General features: G+C 65.8%; 16 protein-coding genes and 4 pseudogenes. 15 read left to right on the top strand and 5 right to left on the bottom strand.

Annotated elements, in window-relative coordinates:
- Window positions 1-7: 7 nt before the first annotated feature.
- The 8 genes from E6W36_RS00935 to E6W36_RS00900 all read left to right on the top strand — a co-directional run bounded on the left by E6W36_RS00935 (window position 8) and on the right by E6W36_RS00900 (window position 4,902).
- Window positions 8-826 (top strand): tetratricopeptide repeat protein, encoded by an 819-nt coding sequence (locus E6W36_RS00935; protein WP_222873473.1) that lies wholly within the window; start codon window positions 8-10, stop codon window positions 824-826.
- The gene (locus E6W36_RS00930; RefSeq protein WP_222873472.1) at window positions 757-1,182 is read left to right on the top strand and encodes a glycosyltransferase family 9 protein; all 426 of its coding nucleotides are present in this window, start codon (window positions 757-759) and stop codon (window positions 1,180-1,182) included. The genes E6W36_RS00935 and E6W36_RS00930 overlap by 70 nt, the downstream gene beginning before the upstream one ends.
- Window positions 1,179-2,579 (top strand): tetratricopeptide repeat protein, encoded by a 1,401-nt coding sequence (locus E6W36_RS00925; protein WP_222873471.1) that lies wholly within the window; start codon window positions 1,179-1,181, stop codon window positions 2,577-2,579. The genes E6W36_RS00930 and E6W36_RS00925 overlap by 4 nt, the downstream gene beginning before the upstream one ends.
- Before the next feature lie 84 nt (window positions 2,580-2,663).
- Complete coding sequence (locus E6W36_RS00920) at window positions 2,664-2,933, top strand: hypothetical protein (RefSeq protein ID WP_222873470.1); 270 nt, start codon at window positions 2,664-2,666, stop codon at window positions 2,931-2,933.
- A 61-nt stretch (window positions 2,934-2,994) separates the two neighbouring features.
- Window positions 2,995-3,732 carry a tetratricopeptide repeat protein gene (locus E6W36_RS00915; protein WP_222873469.1) on the top strand — a complete coding sequence of 246 codons (738 nt, stop codon included), beginning with the start codon at window positions 2,995-2,997 and terminating at the stop codon, window positions 3,730-3,732.
- 22 nt (window positions 3,733-3,754) lie between these two features.
- Window positions 3,755-3,946, top strand: a complete 192-nt coding sequence (locus E6W36_RS00910; protein WP_222873468.1) for a hypothetical protein — start codon at window positions 3,755-3,757, stop codon at window positions 3,944-3,946.
- Window positions 3,943-4,536, top strand: a complete 594-nt coding sequence (locus E6W36_RS00905) for a glycosyltransferase family 9 protein (RefSeq protein ID WP_222873467.1) — start codon at window positions 3,943-3,945, stop codon at window positions 4,534-4,536. Before E6W36_RS00910 ends, E6W36_RS00905 begins: the two co-directional genes overlap by 4 nt.
- 135 nt (window positions 4,537-4,671) lie before the next feature.
- Window positions 4,672-4,902, top strand: a complete 231-nt coding sequence (locus tag E6W36_RS00900) for a hypothetical protein (RefSeq protein WP_246047909.1) — start codon at window positions 4,672-4,674, stop codon at window positions 4,900-4,902.
- A gap of 25 nt (window positions 4,903-4,927) precedes the next feature.
- Here the strand turns inward: E6W36_RS00900 and E6W36_RS00895 are convergent, their stop codons facing one another.
- Complete coding sequence (locus E6W36_RS00895; protein ID WP_222873466.1) at window positions 4,928-5,311, bottom strand: hypothetical protein; 384 nt, start codon at window positions 5,309-5,311, stop codon at window positions 4,928-4,930.
- A gap of 165 nt (window positions 5,312-5,476) precedes the next feature.
- On the bottom strand, window positions 5,477-7,288 hold the full coding sequence (locus tag E6W36_RS00890; protein WP_222873465.1) for a DUF885 domain-containing protein: 1,812 nt from the start codon (window positions 7,286-7,288) through the stop codon (window positions 5,477-5,479).
- 100 nt (window positions 7,289-7,388) lie between these two features.
- On the opposite strand from E6W36_RS00890, the gene E6W36_RS00885 reads away from it, so the two are divergent.
- From E6W36_RS00885 to E6W36_RS00860, 5 genes and pseudogenes are all read left to right on the top strand, one after another.
- Window positions 7,389-7,730, top strand: coding sequence for a DUF952 domain-containing protein (locus E6W36_RS00885; RefSeq protein ID WP_222873464.1), 342 nt, complete (start codon window positions 7,389-7,391; stop codon window positions 7,728-7,730).
- Entirely contained in the window at window positions 7,721-8,770 is a 1,050-nt protein-coding gene (locus E6W36_RS00880; protein ID WP_222873463.1) for a quinone-dependent dihydroorotate dehydrogenase, read from the top strand. Before E6W36_RS00885 ends, E6W36_RS00880 begins: the two co-directional genes overlap by 10 nt.
- A 567-nt stretch (window positions 8,771-9,337) precedes the next feature.
- Window positions 9,338-9,472, top strand: coding sequence for a GIY-YIG nuclease family protein (locus E6W36_RS17190; RefSeq protein ID WP_246047908.1), 135 nt, complete (start codon window positions 9,338-9,340; stop codon window positions 9,470-9,472).
- Window positions 9,473-9,853: 381 nt separating this feature from the next.
- Window positions 9,854-11,551, top strand: a pseudogene (gene ggt, locus E6W36_RS22655) (gamma-glutamyltransferase).
- A 216-nt stretch (window positions 11,552-11,767) separates the two neighbouring features.
- Window positions 11,768-13,520 (top strand): annotated as a pseudogene (locus E6W36_RS00860) (AMP-dependent synthetase/ligase).
- A gap of 8 nt (window positions 13,521-13,528) precedes the next feature.
- Here the strand turns inward: E6W36_RS00860 and E6W36_RS00855 are convergent.
- Window positions 13,529-14,245 carry an SIMPL domain-containing protein gene (locus tag E6W36_RS00855; protein WP_222873461.1) on the bottom strand — a complete coding sequence of 239 codons (717 nt, stop codon included), beginning with the start codon at window positions 14,243-14,245 and terminating at the stop codon, window positions 13,529-13,531.
- A gap of 105 nt (window positions 14,246-14,350) precedes the next feature.
- On the opposite strand from E6W36_RS00855, the gene E6W36_RS00850 reads away from it, so the two are divergent.
- Together E6W36_RS00850 and E6W36_RS00845 are read left to right on the top strand one after the other, a co-directional pair.
- Entirely contained in the window at window positions 14,351-14,497 is a 147-nt protein-coding gene (locus tag E6W36_RS00850) for a hypothetical protein (protein ID WP_222873460.1), read from the top strand.
- On the top strand, window positions 14,461-15,177 hold the full coding sequence (locus E6W36_RS00845; protein ID WP_222873459.1) for a universal stress protein: 717 nt from the start codon (window positions 14,461-14,463) through the stop codon (window positions 15,175-15,177). The genes E6W36_RS00850 and E6W36_RS00845 overlap by 37 nt, the downstream gene beginning before the upstream one ends.
- Before the next feature lie 196 nt (window positions 15,178-15,373).
- On the opposite strand, the pseudogene grpE reads toward E6W36_RS00845, so the two are convergent.
- Together grpE and hrcA are read right to left on the bottom strand one after the other, a co-directional pair.
- Window positions 15,374-15,914, bottom strand: a pseudogene (gene grpE, locus E6W36_RS00840) (nucleotide exchange factor GrpE); the annotation flags it as partial.
- A 40-nt stretch (window positions 15,915-15,954) separates the two neighbouring features.
- Window positions 15,955-17,002: pseudogene (gene hrcA, locus E6W36_RS00835) on the bottom strand (heat-inducible transcriptional repressor HrcA).
- Window positions 17,003-17,066: the final 64 nt, after the last annotated feature.

The following is a 17,066-nucleotide window of genomic DNA, read 5'->3' as shown; positions in this document are numbered from 1 at the left end:
CAGATGCGTGCCGCAAAGCGCTGGCGCTCGCCCCGGGTTTGTCGATGCTCATAACAACCTCGGGAACGCGCAGCTTGCGCTCGAACAGTATGAGGATGCGCTCGCCAGTTTCGACAGAGCGCTGGACGCCAACCCGCGCTCTCCGGAAGCCTGGAACAATCGTGGCACGGCCTGCCTGGAGCTGGGCCGGCTGGACCAGGCGCTGGAAAGCTTCAGGCAGGCGGCCGCCAAGAGCAGCGTCTATGTGCAGCCGGTTTACAATGAATGCCTGCTGCTGCTGCTGCAGGGGCGCTGGGCTGAAGGCTGGGCGCTCTACGAGCAGCGGCGGCGCATGCCGAACTGGGTCGGCACGCCGGATGGTCCGGAGCTTGAACGGCTGGAGGACGCAGCCGGCCGCAGCGTGCTGCTCTATGCTGAGCAGGGGCTGGGCGACACCCTGCAGTTCTGCCGCTATGCGCTGCTACTGGCGGCGCACGCGGGCAAGGTGATCCTGCAAGCGCAGCGACCGCTGGTTCCATTGCTGCGCCAGAGCCTGTCCGGCATCGAGATCATCGCGAATGACGAGGATCGCCCTGCGTTCGACCGGCATCTGCCGCTGATGAGCCTGATGCGGCTGCTGGGTACGACCGAAGCGACGATCCTGGCCTCTGTACCCTATCTGAAGGCCGAGTCGGGCCAGGTCGAGGCGTGGCGCGCACGGCTGGGGCGCACGGCTTCAAGGTTGGCATCGTCTGGCAGGGCAGCAAGGGAGGGGCAGTGGATCGCGGTCGCTCCTATCCGCTGGCGCAGGCGGCACCCTTGGCGGCGATCCCCGGCGTGCGACTGATTTCGCTGCAGAAGAACGATGGTGTCGAACAACTCATGCATTTGCCGCACGGCATGGCGGTCGAGACGCTCGGCGACGCTTTCGATACCGGGCCGGGCGCTTTCCTGGATACGGTCGCGGTCATGCAGGCGCTCGATCTGGTGGTCACCAGCGATACGGCGGTCGCGCACCTGGCGGGCGCACTCGGGGTCAGAACCTGGATCGCGCTGAAATATACGCCGGACTGGCGCTGGTTGCTCACGCGCGAAGACTCGCCCTGGTATCCGACCATGCGGCTGTTTCGTCCGCAGCACTACAGCGACTGGGCGGGCATCTTCGCCCGCATGGCCGCGGCCCTGCGGGAGATCGTACCATGAAACCGAAAGGAACGGCTGCGCTCGACAAGGCGCGCGCGGCGCTGCACGCCGGGGATGCAACCGAGGCCGCACGACTGGCGCGCACGGCGATCAAGATGGGTGCGCACAATACTGAGGCCTGGCATCTGCTGGCGCTGGCGACAGCGGGCCAGCAGGATTTCGACGCCGCGATTCCGGCGTTCGAGGAGGCCCTGAAGCTTGCGCCTCGCGATGCAGTCGTGGCGAGCGACTATGCAGGGGTTCTGGCGGAGGTCGGCCTGTTCGAACAGGCGCTTGCATGCGCAGACCATGCCCTGGTCATCGATCCGCAATTGGCGCCGGCCTGGGTGCAGCGCGGGAAGGCGCTCAATGGCCTTGAGCAGATGCGGGACGCCATACAGGCATTGAATCGTGCGCTGCAGTTGGCCCCGGACCTTGCATCGGGTCATTACACATATGGGCAAGTCCTCGAAGCGCTGAAGCAGCCGGATCGTGCGCTACAGGCCTATACAGAAGCCGCGCGGCATGCCCCTGCGCACCGGGATGCCCATCAGAAGCGCGGACGGCTGGCGCTGCAGCTGGAGAAGTTTGCCGAGGCCGCTGAAAGTTTCGCACGGGCGTTGGCGCTGAGCCCGGACGACGCGGGCTTGCTGAACAACCACGCCATGGCGCTGCATGGGCTTGGGCGATTCGATGAGGCGCTGGCGCTGTGCGATCAGATTATTGCCATATCTCCGGCGCTGGCGTCCGCGCATGTCAATCGCGGACGCGCCTTGCAGATGCTCGGACGCTACAAGGAAGCCCTCGATGCCTTTGAGCGTGCGCATCGGCTCGATCCGGACGGCCTTCCCGCAGCGCTCAACCTTGCAATGCTGCGCTTGACCCTCGGTGATCTGGCACGCGGCTTTGCGGGATATGAAAGCCGCAAGCGCATGCCGGAGCTGGAGGTTCAGTTGGCCGGGCGCACCCATGTGGCAGGTCTGGACGCACTAAAGGGCCGGACCCTGATTATAGAGGCTGAGCAAGGGCTCGGCGATACCGTGCAATTCGCGCGCTTTGCACCTCGGCTCGCGCGTCATGCCGCTCGAACCGTGCTCGCCGTGCAGCCATCCCTCGTGCCGCTTATGAAGACGCTTTCCGGCGTGGAGGTCATGGCGAACGATGATCCCGCGCTCCCCGACGATGCCGTGCATGCGCTCATCATGAGCCTGCCGCACCTGCTCGGCGAGACCGATGTGCGGGCGGCCCCTATCTCGTCGCCGATCCGAAGCGGGTTGCGCACTGGAAGGAGCGGATCGGGCCTCAAGGCTGTCGTATCGGCATCAACTGGCAGGGTCGTGCGGTTGGCGGAGATATCCACCGCTCGTTTCCACTGGCGGCGCTTGCGCCGATTGCGGCGCTGCCCGGCGTACGGCTGATTTCGCTGCAGAAGTACGACGGGCTTGACCAGTTGGCGCAGCTGCCAGCCGGCATGACGGTCGAGACGTTAGGCGAGGCGTTCGATGCCCAGGGGCGCCTTCCTCGACTCCGCTGCGGTCATGCAGTGTCTTGACCTGACGATCACCTGCGATACGGCGCTCGCCCATGTCGCAGGCGCCATTGGCGCGCCGGTCTGGCTGGCGTTGCAATTCGTCGCCGAGTGGCGCTGGGGCATGGAGGGCGCGCAAACGCCCTGGTACCCGACCATGCGGCTGTTCCGGCAGAGCCAGCGCGGCGACTGGGCCGGGGTGTTCGCTCGCATGGCCGAAGCGTTGGCGCAGGCCGTGTCATGAGCGCGGATGCGATCCGCATGGCGCAAGCGGCGCTCGCCCGCAAGCCGGACGACCCGCAGGCTTGGCATGCGCTGGCGCGCGCGCAGGCGGACGCGGGCGACTTCACGGCGGCGTTCACTGCGTTCGAGCAGGCTGCACAGCGGCGCCGGGCGATGCGCTGCTGTTCAGCGATTACGCATCGGCGCTGGCGCAGGCCAGACAGTTCGAGCAGGCCGCCGCCTGGGCGAACCGGGCGCTGCATCTGGACTCGCAATGTGCGGAGGCCTGGCAGGCACTGGCGCTGACCCATCTGGGGCGGCAGCAACCGCGTGAGGCGGCGTTGGCGCTCAATCGTGTGCTGGCGATCCAGCCCCGGCTGGCGCAGGCGCATTTCCTCTACGGCGTCGCGCTTGAGATGCTGGTCATGCCGGAGCGCGCCGAACTGGCCTATCGTGAAGCGCTGGCCTGTGCGCCCGATCATCTGCATGCGAACATCTCGCTGGCGCAGCTCGCCTCGGCGCGTCAGGATTACAACACGGCGATCGCCTGCTGGCGTGCGGCGCTGGCCGCCGACCCCGGTAATGTGCAACTCATGAACGATCTGGGTACGGAGTTCAGCGAGATCGGCCAGCATGCTGAAGCGGTGGCGGTCTGGGATCAGGCGCTGGTGCTGCAGCCGGACAATGCGGAGGTGGCGTACAACCGGGCGCGCAGCCTGCTGGTGCAGGGGTTCACGCCCGAGGCCCTGGGCCTACGAGGTTCGGCGCCGGCTGCCGACCTGGCCCGGCTCGCCGCCGGGGCCGGAACTGCAAAGCCTTGATCAGGTCACTGGTCGCAGGATTTTGCTGTTCGCCGAGCAGGGGTTGGGCGACGCCATCCAGTTCTGCCGCTACGCACTGGCGTTGAAGGATCGCGGTGCCGGGCCGATCCTGCGGGTGCGCGCGCCGCTGGTGCGGCTGCTGCGCAGCATGCCGGGCGTGACCGTCGTATCCGAGGCGGAACCGCTGCCGGCCTATGACCTGCAGCGCCGATGATGAGCCTGCTGCGCCTGTGCAGTGGCGACCCGTTGGCAGCAGCAGTGCCCTACCTGCATGCCGAGCCGGCGCGCGTGGCGGCGTGGCGCGCGCGGATCGGTGCGCACGGCTTCAAGGTGGGCATCGCCTGGCAGGGCTCGACCGGGGCGATCGACAAGGGCCGTTCGTTCCCGGTGGCGCAGTTCGCGCCGCTGTGCGCCCTGCCTGGGGTGCGGCTGATCGCGTTGCAGAAGGGGCAGGGGCTGGAGCAACTGGCGCATCTGCCGGCTGGCATGATGATCGAGAGGCTGGGCGAGGATTTCGATGCCGGGCCGGATGCCTTCCTCGATACGGCGGCGGCGATGCAGGCGCTTGATCTTGTGGTCACCAGCGATACCGCGGTCGCGCATCTGGCGGGGGCTACCGGCATGCCGGTGTGGCTGGCGCTGAAACTGTCGCCGGACTGGCGCTGGGGCATGGAGGGCGCGCAAACCCTCTGGTATCCGACCATGCGGCTGTTCCGGCAAACTCGGCACGGCGACTGGACAGGCGTGTTCAGGGAAATGGCAGCCGTGCTGCCGGTTTACATGCAGGAAAGGACAACGCCATGACGCAACAGCCTGCCGGCACCGTGCTGGTGCCGGTGTCGCTGGGGAACTGATCGACAAGATCACCATCCTCGAAATCAAGACCGAACGCATGCACGATCCGGCCAAGATCGCCAATGTGCGGATCGAACTCGACCTTTGCTCGCAGAGCTGAACCGTGTGCCGGAAGGTGCCGCGCACTACGACGACCTGCGCGCGGAGCTCAAGGCGATCAACGAGAAGCTTTGGGTGATCGAGGACGATATCCGCGACTGCGAGCGCGCAAAGGATTTTGGTGAGACGTTCATTGCGCTCGCGCGGGCCGTCTATGTGACCAACGACGAGCGTGCGGCGGTGAAACGTGCGATCAATACCCGCGCCGGATCCTGATCGTCGAGGAAAAGTCATACCAGCCCTATGCTTGAGCGAGAGGGCCGCGTTTGCTGAGTGCGTGCGCGCCATAGCCCGCAAGAGTAATCGCTGACAGGATCGCCATGTTGTACCAGGCGGTCGGTGCGCCGGTACGCTCTGCGAGTTCGACCGCCGTATAGGCCGCAACCGCGAACGGGAGCAGATAGACCAGGGTGAGGGCGGTTGCGGCACCCGCAACGCCCTTGCGGACCGGGCCGTACAGCACATAGAGCCCGAGGAGCCCAAGGGCAAAAGAGGAGCCGCCGATCAGGTGCATCAGGGCGAAGTACAAGGGCTTCACCTGCGGGCGGATCGCCTCCGGCACGGCAGCGGCGTGAAACCAGAGCATGTCATGAACGGTCGCGTAGACGAAGCCGAACCACAGCAAAACAGGCTGACAAGCGTGAAGAGCACAAAGCTCGTGCGGCGCCAGGCCATCTTTTCCCCTTGAAGCGTTTGGGCGCGGCCTTGGCTGTTGGCCGCGCCCCATGACGCCTACCGATTGAATTTCGCCGGTACCCGAGGGCAGGTTACAGCGAGAAGAAAAATCAGATCAGACCTTGCCGCCGGTCGCGGTTGTCACGTTCTCGCGCAGGATGTCGAGCGGCACCGCGCCGGATTTCAGAATGGCGTCGTGGAAGGCGCGGATGTCGAATTTATCGCCCAGCCTCGCCCTTGCCTCGCTGCGCAGTTTCATGATCTCCAGCTTGCCGACCAGATACGCTGTCGCCTGGCCGGGATAGACGATGTAGCGCTCGATCGCCTTGACGATGTCGCCTTCTGGGTTCGGCGTGTTGTCCTTCAGGTACTGGATCGCCTGCTCGCGGGTCCAGCGCTTGTCATGCAGGCCGCTGTCGACCACCAGGCGGCAGGCGCGCCACAGTTCCATCTGCAGGCGGCCGAAGTCGGAATAGGGGTCCTGGTAGAACCCCATGTCCTTGCCCAGTTCCTCGGTATAGAGGCCCCAGCCTTCCGAGTAGGCGGTGAAGCCGCCGAACTTGCGGAATTTGGGCACGTCCTTCAGCTCGGTGGCGATCGCCAGCTGCAGGTGGTGCCCCGGCAGACCCTCATGATAGGCGAGCGCTTCCAGTTCCGCCTTGGACATATCCCGCATGTTGTAGAGATTGACGTAATAGACGCCCGGCCGTGAGCCATCCGGCGCCGGGCGCTGATAGAAGGCTTTGCCGGCGGATTTCTCCCGGAACGCCTCCACCTGCTTCACTTCCAGCGGCGCATTCGGCAAGGTGCCGAAGAAGTCCGGCAGCTTCGCTTTCACCGTGCCGATCAGCCGGTTGGCCTCCGCCAGATAGTCTTTCCGGCCCTCGTCGGTGTTCGGGTAATAGAAGCGCGGATCGTCGCGCATGTAGGCAAAGAAATCCTGCAGCGAACCCTTGAAGCCAACCTGCTGCATGATCTTGCGCATTTCACCATGGATGCGCGCGACTTCGCTCAGGCCCAGGTCGTGGATTTGCTTTGCGGTCAGGTCGGTCGTGGTGTGGAATTTCAGCCGTTCGTTGTAGAAAGCCTGACCGTCGGGGAATTTCCAGGCGCCGTCGTCGTTTGTGGCGCGTGCCTCCTGCTCCGTCATCAAGGCGATGACTTTCTCGTAGGCCGGCTTGACCGAGGCGAGCAGCGCCGCGCTGGCGTCCGCCACCAGCTTGTCCTTGTCCGTCTGCGGGAGGTCGAGTTTGGCGACCTTGGCCTTGAAGTCCTCGAGCAGGGTCGAGTCCTTGCCCGAGCTGTCGAACGGGGCACCGGTGAGCAGGTTCTTCGCGTCTGATACAATATAGGGGTAGACCCACTTGGGTGGCAGGATGCCCAGCTTCTCGCGTTCGCGTGCCTCGGTAATGTGCTGGTCCATCAGCGCCGCCACGCCCTGCAGGCGCTTCACATAGGCCTCGGCGTCCGACTTTGAAGTGACACGGTGAATGTTGATGAGAAAGGCGGGGATGCTGCTTTGCTCGCCGTTCATCTGATCGAAGACGTAGCCGTAGCGGCGGTACTGGAACGCCGCCGTGCGGCGCGCCATCATGCTCTTGAAGATGCGATACGAGAGAATGGCGTCGGCATCGAGCTTGCTGGTGTCGAACGTGCGTATTTCCGCCAGATCTTTCTGGGCGATCTCGAACTCCTTGATGGCGTTCGCATCCGATTCGTCGTCCCACTTGTCGTAATCGGTCTTGATGCCGAGGTAGGATTGCGCGACCGGCGACCGCTTGATGTTCTCCTGGTAGACGCGCTCGAAGAAGGCGTTCAGGCGTTCGCTCTCGGTCTGCTCGGCGGCCACGGCATTGGTCACTGGTGCCAGCGCGGCAACCGGTGCGGCGGCGGCGAGCAGAATGGCGATGAGGCGGCGTTTCAGCATGTACGGTCTCCCATGTGGCATGATTATTTTTGTGGCAGCAACTTTAGCTGCTGACGCCAGCTTGCGAAGGCGGCTGATCGCGCATAGGCAACGGTTCATCATGATCTACAAACTTCTGACCCGGGATCAGTGGGCTGCGCTGGTGCGGGACGGCGTTTTCGCCGGCTCGGCTGACGACCGCCGCGACGGCTATATCCACCTGTCCGCCCTCGACCAGGTCGCGGGGACGCTGGCCAAATATTTCGCCGATATCGACGGCGTCGTGCTTGCCGAGGTCGAGCCTGCGCGCTGCGGTGCGGCCCTGCGCTGGGAACCGTCGCGCGGCGGCGCGCTGTTCCCACACCTCTATGCCAGCCTGCCGATGGACCTGATCACACGGCATTGGTGGCTCGCACGCGGCGCGGATGGCGCTTACTGCCTGCCGGACGATCTATGCGCCTGATCGCCGGTCTCTACCCGCTGCTGCGGCCGGTGCTGTTCGCGCTTGACCCGGAGACGGCGCATGACCTGACCGTCCGCGCGCTCAGTCTGTTGCCGCGCAGTCGGCCTGGCGCTTGTGACCCGCGGCTGGCGATCGACGTCCTGGGGCAGCACTTCCCCAATCCGATCGGGCTGGCGGCCGGGTTCGACAAGAACGCGCAAACCCCGGACGCGATGCTGGCGCTCGGCTTCGGCTTCGTCGAATGCGGCACCGTGACGCCGCTGCCGCAACCAGGCAATCCGAAGCCGCGCATGTTCCGGCTGGTGGAGGATGCTGGCGTCATCAACCGGCTCGGCTTCAACAACGCCGGGCTTGCTGCTGCACAGGCGCGACTGAAGGCGCGGCCGCGGGCGGGGATCGTTGGCGGCAACGTCGGGGCGAACAAGGACAGTGCGGACCGCAAGGCGGATTATGCGGCCGGCGTTGCGGCACTCGCCCCTCATGTCGACTATCTGACGATCAACATCTCGTCACCGAACACGCCGGGCCTGCGGGCGCTGCAATCGCGGGATGCCCTCACCGAACTGGTGACGCAGTGCCAGGCCGCGCGCGGCGAGGCACAGACGCCGCTGCTGGTCAAGGTGGCGCCCGATCTGACGCCTGCGGATGTCGAGGACATTGCAGAGGTGGCGCTGGACCGCGGCGTCGACGGGCTGATCGTCTCGAACACCACGATTACCCGGCCCATGACCCTGCGCGCGGCGGCGCGCGCCGAGGTCGGCGGCCTGTCCGGCGCGCCGCTCAAACCGCTGGCGCTGGATATGCTGCGCCAGTTCGCGCGCGCGACGGGCGGACGACTGCCGCTGATCGGTGTCGGCGGCATCGCGAGCGGCGCGGATGTTTACGAACGCATGCGCGCCGGCGCATCGCTGGTGCAGCTCTATTCGGCGCTCGTCTATGAAGGGCCGGGGCTGGCGGCACGGATGCAGCGCGACCTGCTGGCGCTGATGGACCGCGACGGCGTCGCACGGCTGCAGGACATCGTCGGCGCGGATCTCTGACCGCTACTCTCGCTTCTGTCCTGGCTCAGGGCGAGCGGGCTGGGGTTCCGCGCAGGGTGAGCTTGACGTCCTCCCGCTCATGGTGAGTTTGACGCCTTCCCGCTCATGGTGAGCTTGACGCCTTCCCGCTCATGGTGAGCTTGACGCCTTCCCGCTCATGGTGAGCTTGACGCCTTCCCGCTCATGGTGAGCTTGACGCCTTCCCGCTCATGGTGAGCTTGACGCCTTCCCGCTCATGGTGAGCTTGACGCCTTCCCGCTCATGGTGAGCTTGACGCCTTCCCGCTCATGGTGAGCTTGACGAACCATGAGGCGCGCCGCTCCCCTTCGTCAGGCTCAGGGCGAGCGGTTTTAGCGCCCGCACATGGTGAGCTTGACGCCTTCCCGCTCATGGTGAGCTTGACGAACCATGAGGCGCGCCCTCCCCTTCGACAGGCTCAGGGCGAGCGGTTTTAGCGCCCGCTCATGGTGAGCTTGACGCCTTCCCGCACATGGTGAGCTTGACGAACCATGGGGCGCGCATCAGCATCGCGTACGCAATCTCAGCAAGTACAGGGCAAAGAACGGCATGTCGTTCTGGGTCTACATTCTGCAGTGCGCAGATGGGTCTTACTATACCGGGCACACAGACGACCTGGATCGCCGGCTTGCAGAGCACGACAATGGATTTTGCGGGGATATACCAGCACACGTCGACCGCTGAAGCTACGATGGGCCTCCGATTTTGCGGATCGTGACAACGCTTTCGCTATGGAGCGTCGGATCAAAGGATGGTCGCGCGCCAAAAGGAGGCGCTGATAGTCGGGGACATCGAGAGGTTGAAAAGTCTCGCGCGTTCGGCCGCTCCCCTTCGTCAGGCTCAGGGTGAGCGGTTTTAGCGCCCGCTCATGGTGAGCTTGACGCCTTTCCGCTCATGGTGAGCTTGACGAACCATGAGGCGCGCCGCTCCCCTTCGACAGGCTCAGGGCGAGCGGTTTTAGCGCCCGCTCATGGTGAGCTTGACGAACCATGAGGCGCGCTGCTCCCCTTCGACAGGCTCAGGGCGAGCGGTTCTAGCGCCCGCTCGTGGTGAGCTTGACGAAGCATGGGAACCCCAAGAACGCTGCGTTGCCGTGGCTGGGCTTGCCGGGGGCGCAGCGGGTTAGACTGCCCACGGTCTTTACACCATGGGAGCATCCGCTTGATGCGTTTTCAAGACACCATCGGCCTGCTGGTTTGCGCACTGCTTGCCGGTGGCGCGGCGCAGGCGCAGGTCGAGCCGAACGAAACCAAGGCCAGCCGCACGGTCGAGCTTGCGCGGGCGAAGCATTACATGGCGGCGGCGGCCAATCCGCTGGCGGCGGACGCCGGTCGCGAGATGCTGGCGAAAGGCGGATCGGCGGCGGATGCCGCGATCGCGATGCAACTGGTGTTGTCGCTGGTCGAGCCGCAATCGTCCGGCGTGAGCGGCGGCGGCTTTGCAGTCGTCTATGATGCCGCCACTGGTCAGACCACGTCGATCGATGGCCGGGAGACGGCCCGCCGGCGCGGCCGAGCGGCTGTTCCTGAACCCGGACGGGACGCCGGCCTCGATCCGCGACGCCATTCAGGGCGGCCGGGCAGTCGGCACGCCGGGCATGTTCCGTCTGCTTGAAGCACTGCACAAGAAATACGGCGTGCTGCCCTGGCGCACCCTGTTCGCGCCAGCCATCCGCCATGCCGAACAAGGCTTCGACATCACACCGCGCTTCACCATGATGGTCACGCAGGCCAAGAGCCTGCTGGCGGCTTTTCCGGCCGCGCGCGCCTATTTCCTCGATGCGAACGGCGAGTCCTGGCCGGTTGGCCATATCCTGAAGAACCCGGACTATGCGCGCCTGCTGCACCGGATCGCCGCCAAGGGGCGGACGCCTATTACACCGGCGCGACCGCAAGGAAGATCGCGGACGCCGTGCAGACCAGCCCGCGCTTCCCCGGTAGCCTGACCGTCGACGACCTGAAGGCCTACAAGACCATCGAGCGGCCGCTGCTGTGCGGCACCTATCGCCAGTACAAGGTCTGCAGCATGGCACCGCCGTCCTCTGGCGCGACCACGCTTCTGGCGACCCTGGCGCTGCTGGAACCATATGACCTCAAGGCACTGGGGCCACAGTCGCCCAAGGCCATCCACCTGATCGCACGCGCGCAGGCGGTGGCGTTCGCCGACCGGGACGCCTATGTCGCCGACCCGGCGTTCATCGATGTGCCGACGGCAGGCCTGATCGACCGCGGCTATCTCGCGACCCGCGCCGGGCAGATTGATCCGGAGCGCGCGACGCCGCTGCCGGCGGCCGGCACGCCGCCGGGTGTCGGCAAGAGCGCCTGGCTGCCCGACCACGGCCACCAGCTGCCGTCGACCAGCCATTTCGTGGCCATCGACGCCAAGGGCAACGCCGTCACCTACACCGGTACCGTGCAGGCGCCGTTCGGGTCGTTCCTGCTTGTCGACGGCGCGATCCTGAACAATGAAATGACGGACTTCGCCTTTGTGCCTGCAGCGAACGGCAAGCCAGTCGCGAACCGGGTGGAGCCGGGCAAGCGGCCGCGCAGCTCCATGACGCCGACGCTGGTGTTCAATCCGGACGGCAGCCTGCGGCTGGCGTTGGGGTCAGCTGGCGGCAGCCGGATCATCGGGCATGTGCTGAAAACCCTGATCGCCAGCCTCGATTGGGGCATGGATATTCAGCGTGCAATCGATTATCCTAACTACTTCCTCGGCCCCAGGGACTGGAGATCGAGGACGGCAGCGCGCTGGAAACCATGAAACCGGCGCTTGCCGCCTTGGGGTATACGGTCGTCGAGCGGCAGAACGTCTCCGGGCTACAGGGTCTGGAGATTGTCCGGCGCGACGGCGATACCGATATCGAAGGGGGCTGACCCCGACGCGAAGGAGTAGCTGTTGGCGACTAGGCTCGCAGTCGTCCGTTCGGACGAAACCTCGAACATTCAACCGCATGAACGCTGGAACACCGTGGTTGAAATGTTCTTCGATCAAGCTGCCCGCCTGGGTGAGCGGCCTTTCCTCAGCGCCAAGAAGGACGATGCCTGGGCACCGATCTCCTGGGCCAGTGCCGCCCGGACGGTCGCGAGGCTGGCGGGTGCCCTGCGCACGCTTGGCCTGAAGCCGGGCGACCGGGTGGTTCTCGTTAGCGAAAACCGGCCGGAATGGTGCCTGACCGATCTTGCGATCATGGCGGCCGGCGGCGTCACCACTCCGGCCTACACAACCAACACGGTGGCCGATCACCAGCATATCCTGGCCAATTCCGGGGCGCGCTTCGCCGTGGTGTCGTCGCCCAAGCTGGCGCAAACCCTGCTGCCGGCGGCGTTCCAGTCCGCCGACTGCCGGACCGTGATCGGCATCGAGCCGCTGAAGCGCGCGCAGGCGAGCGTGGTCGACATCCACGACTGGCAGACGCTGATCGATGCGAGCGCGACGACAGTAGATGACGTGCTGGCATGGCAGACCGCCGGACGCGACGATACCGCCTGCCTGATCTACACATCCGGCACCGGCGGCGCGCCGCGTGGCGTCAAGCACCACCACGGCGCGCTGCTGCACAATGTGCGCGCCGGGATCGATGTGATCCACAATGATTTCTCGACCGACCCGGACACGTTCCTGTCGTTCCTGCCGCTGAGCCATGCCTATGAGCACACCATGGGCCAGTTCTTTGCGATCGGCATGGGCGCGCAGACCTGCTACGCGGAGAGCCTCGACAAGCTGATGGCTAACATCGGCGAAGTGCGGCCGACGGTTGTCGTCGTCGTGCCGCGCCTGTTCGAGGTGATGCGCCAGAAGATCGAACGGCAGGTCGAAAAGGCACCCTGGCTGCGCCGGCAGTTGTTCGCGCTCACCCTGTACCTGGGGCGCGAGCGGCGCGCGCGGCCCCTCGGCTGGATCGAGGGCTATCTGGACCACCTCATGGAAAAGCTGGTGCGCGCCAAGATGCGGGGCCGCTTCGGCGGTCGCTTGAAAGCGCTGGTGTCGGGGGCGCGCCGCTCAACCCGGAGGTGGGCCAGTTCTTCGATCGCTCGGACTGACCTTGCTGCAGGGCTACGGCATGACCGAGGCGGCGCCGCTGGTCGCGGTCAACCGCCCGTCGCGCGGCATCCGCATGAACACGGTCGGCCCGCCGGTCAAGGATACGCAGGTGAAGATCGCGGAGGATGGCGAAATCCTCGTGCGCGGCGCGCTGGTGACGCAGGGTTACTGGAACAACCCGGAGGAGACGGCGCGGGTGATCCGCGACGGCTGGCTGCACACGGGCGATATCGGCCGCATCGATCCTGACGGTCACATCGTCATCACCGACCGCAAGAAGGACCTGATCGTCAACGACAAGGGCGATAACGTTTCGCCGCAGCGTGTTGAGGGCATGCTGACCCTGGAGCCGGAAATCCTTCAAGCGATGGTTTACGGCGACCGACGACCCTATCTCGTCGGGCTGGTGGTGCCAAACCCGGAATGGGCGCAGGAGTGGGCAGCCGCACGCGGGCTCGGCATCGACCTGCGCGTCCTGGCGCAGCACCCGGACTTCCAGAAGGCGATGCAGGCGGCCGTCGACCGGGTGAACGCGCGCCTCAGTGTCATCGAGCGGGTGCGCAAAGTAACACTGGCAGACGCGCCGTTCTCGGTCGAGAACACCCAGATGACGCCGACTCTGAAAATCCGCCGCCACATCCTGCGGCAAGCTTACGGCGAGCGGCTGGAGAAACTGTACGGCGGTTAAACCCCGCTTCAGTCCTGGATATAGAAATCAACCGTCGTGACGACGCGCAGGCGCTGTTCCGGCGCGCGCTCGGCAGAGCCGTAATCGCCGCTGCGGGGCAGAATTTCGAAATAGCCCTGGGTCGCGCGGCGGATGCCGCCGATGCGGCTTTTCGAGTCGGTGGCGAACTGTTCCGCCGCCGCGCGCGCGTTGCGGGTCGCCGCGCCGATCATCGCCGGCTTCTCGGCATTCAGCGCCGTGTAGGTGAAGCGGGCGTCGTTGTCGCCGGTCTGCAGGACCACGCCGCGCCGCACCAGTTCGGTCTTGGCGGCGATGGCCTTGCGCAGCGCCTCAACCTTGTCGGTGCGCACTTCCAGCGTCTGGTTGATGTTGAAGCGGGTGTCGCTTTGGCCAAAACGCTGGTCGCCCCAGGCCGCCCGGTCCTCGACCCGCACATCGGCAATGGTTATCGCGGCGGCGGGGAACCCTTGTTCTGCCAGAAACGCGCGGATGGTGTCGGTATCCCGGGCGATGCTGGACTGTGCCGCCGCCAGGGTCGGGCCGACCGCCATGTGCCGGATGGTCCAGCCGCCGACGTTCGCCGTGATGTCTTTCTCCGCCAGGCCGCGCACGGTCACGAAACGGTCGCCGGAGCGCGCGGCGAGCAGCCCATGCCCTATGAACCAGCCGCTGAGGCCAAGGCCGGCAGCCAGAATTACGGCGGCGATGGGCGAGCGCTCCGTCATGATATCCCCTCGCTTGCGGAATAATCTCTCGGGATTTGATCCAGCACAAATCCGACACGGCATGGTGATATAGTATGGCGGCAAGTCTAGCCAGAGGAGAGGCGCATGTTCAAGGATATCCAGGTATTCATCGACAGTAAGGGCGCTGAGGACCCGGCGCTAGCGGCGGCGATCAGCCTTGCGGCCGGCCATCTGACCGTCAAGGCGCTGGGGCCGTGCCGTTCTACGAGGAATATTTCCTCGGCGCGATGATGCACGAAGCCTATCAGGACCAGCACAAGGCGACAATCGCGGCGGCTGAGGCGCGCGCGGAGGCTGCGGGTGCTTTGGCGCGCCGGGAATGCAGCTCGGTCGAGTCGGCTGCGCTGGTGGCGGACATCGACCTGCTGCCGATGGATGTCGCCGTGCACGGTCGCTACACCGATCTCAACGTTATCAGCGCGCGCAGCAACTTTTCCGATCCGCGCCTCTGGGACCGGCTGGTGACGACACTGGTGTTCGATACCGGCCGCCCAGTGCTGGTGGCGCCGGCCAAGGTCACGCTGCCGCCCAAGCGGGTCGCCGTCGGCTGGAACGCCTCCGCGCAGGCGGTGCGCGCGGTGCACGACGCCCTGCCGCTGCTGGCTGGGGCAGAGCAGGTGGATGTGGTGCTGGTCGATCCGGAGCCTACCGAGCAGGGCCACGGCCCGGAGCCGGGAGCCGACATCGCCCGCCATCTGGCGCGGCTGGGCCTGCCGAACATCATGGTGCAACGCGTGGCGTCCGGCGGGCAGTCGGTGGCGCAGACCCTGCTGCGTACGGCAGTCGACCAGGCGGCGGACATGATCGTCATGGGCGCTTACGGCCATTCGCGCGTGTGGGAGGTCATACTCGGCGGTGCGACCAAGGATATGCTCGCCGACCCGAAAATCCCGATCTTCCTGGCCCATTAGAGTTTGATGACATTACGTTGAACCACGCGCTATCGCGCGGTTGCACACGCGCCGCTCACCCTGAGCTGGACGAAGGGATGAGCGGCTCGTGGTTCGTCCAGGCTCACCACGAGCGGACTTTACAGCCTGCTTCAGTGAAGATCGGAATGGCGATCCCATCCAATGTCATCAAACTCTCAGCGGGACATTCTCCGGCTCAGGCCGAGGTATCGAGGTTGCCGCCGGGCGAGGGGCTGGCGGGCGGCGTGTCGGCGGACTTGGAGACGATGACCATCGCCGGGCGCAGCAGGCGATCCTTGATCGTATAGCCGTCCTGCAGGACCTGAATGATCGTGCCGGGGGCGGTATCGGCCGACGGTACTTCGACCATGGCCTGGTGGCGGTTGGGGTCGAGCTTCGCCGACCGCCTCGATCTTGGCGATCCCGACTTTTGCAAAGACGTTCAGCAGTTCCTTTTCAGTCATCTCGACGCCGACCAGCACCTGATGCGTGGGCGAGGCGGGGTCCGAGCCTTCCGGCGCGGCGCTCAACGCCCGGCGCAGATTATCGGCGACGCCCAACAGCTCGCGGGCGAAGCTGGCGATGGCGTAGGTTCCCGCATCCTGCTTTTCCCGCTCCAGGCGGCGGCGCATGTTCTCGGTCTCCGCCGCCTGACGCAGCAGCCGGTCCTTGAGATCCGCGATCTCCATGTGCGCATCCGCCAGGGCGTCAGCGGGAGGCGCGGCTGCGGTTTCCGGGTTTCCGTCTCGGGAGTTTGTGGGTCGTGGGTTTCGTCGATCATCGCGCTATCATTCGGCCTAGTATTTTTGCTGTGTAGTCCACCATGGGGACGACGCGGGCGTAGTTCAACCGGGTTGGGCCGATCACACCGACCACACCGACCACGCGCCCCTGCATGTCCCGATAGGGGCTGCGATAACCGACGAGCCGGACAAAGAAAAGAGCCGGTTTTCCGAACCGATGAAGATGCGCACGGCCTCGGCGTCTCCCGCCAGTTCCAGAACGCGCGCCATGTCGCGCTTGGACTCGATGTCTTCCAGCAGGCGGCGCAGGCGCTCGAGGTCCTGCTGCAGACTGGCATCCGCCAGCAGATGCGCCTGACCGCGCACGATCAGAATGTCGCGGGCGTCTTCGTCCGCGGACCAGACGCCAAGGCCTGCCTCGACGACGGACTGGCTGAGCGTGTCCAGTTCGGCGCGCCGATCGGCGATTTCGCGGGCAAGCTCGGTGCGCGCGCTCGCCAGCGACAGCCCGGCCAGCCTGGCATTGATGTAGTTGGCCGCCTGCACCAGCGCGGAGGCTGGCATGCCGGGCGGCAGGCTGAGCACCCGGTTCTCGACCGAGCCGTCCTCCTGCACCAGGATTGCCAGCGCTCGACCGGGAGAGGGGTACGAAATCGACGTGGCGGATCGCGAGGTCCGCCTTGGCCGCCAGCACCAGCCCGGCGCAGGACGACAGGCCGGACAGCGTGGCGGTCGCCTGCGCCAGCGCGTCCTCGATCCCCGGCCGTCGATATGCGCCTGCGCCTCGATGCGCGCCCGCTCGTCCGGTCCCAGCTCGCCCACCTGCATCATGCCGTCGACGAACAGCCGTAGGCCGATCTCGGTCGGCATCCGCCCGGCCGAGGTGTGGGGGCGGACAGCAGCCCGATCTCCTCCAGATCCTGCATGACGTTACGGATCGAGGCAGGCGACAGGTTTACGCCCGGCACGCGCGACAGCGTGCGAGAACCGACGGGCTCGCCGGTGTCCAGGTACGCCTCGACGATGGTGCGAAAGACCTCGCGCGCGCGGTCGTTCAGGTCCGAGACTGTCAGCGCCGTCATGGACACAAGGTAGTACGGACGATGCCAGAGCGCAAAGGCTGCACGGCAGGCAGACCGCCAGTGC

Source organism: Hankyongella ginsenosidimutans (genome assembly GCF_005144965.1).
Lineage (GTDB): Bacteria > Pseudomonadota > Alphaproteobacteria > Sphingomonadales > Sphingomonadaceae > Hankyongella > Hankyongella ginsenosidimutans.
The sequence above is the reverse complement of the archived record's forward strand: the minus strand, read 5'-3'. Positions and strand labels throughout refer to the sequence as shown.

What these genes read in the sequence shown, in the direction of transcription:
- E6W36_RS00880 (WP_222873463.1), top strand. Translation starts at nt 7,721, where the DNA reads ATGCGCCTGATCGCCGGTCTCTACCCGCTGCTGCGGCCGGTGCTGTTC.
- E6W36_RS00920 (WP_222873470.1), top strand. Translation starts at nt 2,664, where the DNA reads ATGCCCAGGGGCGCCTTCCTCGACTCCGCTGCGGTCATGCAGTGTCTT.
- E6W36_RS00890 (WP_222873465.1), bottom strand. Translation starts at nt 7,288, where the DNA reads ATGCTGAAACGCCGCCTCATCGCCATTCTGCTCGCCGCCGCCGCACCG.
- E6W36_RS00850 (WP_222873460.1), top strand. Translation starts at nt 14,351, where the DNA reads ATGTTCAAGGATATCCAGGTATTCATCGACAGTAAGGGCGCTGAGGAC.
- E6W36_RS00905 (WP_222873467.1), top strand. Translation starts at nt 3,943, where the DNA reads ATGATGAGCCTGCTGCGCCTGTGCAGTGGCGACCCGTTGGCAGCAGCA.
- E6W36_RS00855 (WP_222873461.1), bottom strand. Translation starts at nt 14,245, where the DNA reads ATGACGGAGCGCTCGCCCATCGCCGCCGTAATTCTGGCTGCCGGCCTT.
- E6W36_RS17190 (WP_246047908.1), top strand. Translation starts at nt 9,338, where the DNA reads ATGTCGTTCTGGGTCTACATTCTGCAGTGCGCAGATGGGTCTTACTAT.
- E6W36_RS00925 (WP_222873471.1), top strand. Translation starts at nt 1,179, where the DNA reads ATGAAACCGAAAGGAACGGCTGCGCTCGACAAGGCGCGCGCGGCGCTG.
- E6W36_RS00885 (WP_222873464.1), top strand. Translation starts at nt 7,389, where the DNA reads ATGATCTACAAACTTCTGACCCGGGATCAGTGGGCTGCGCTGGTGCGG.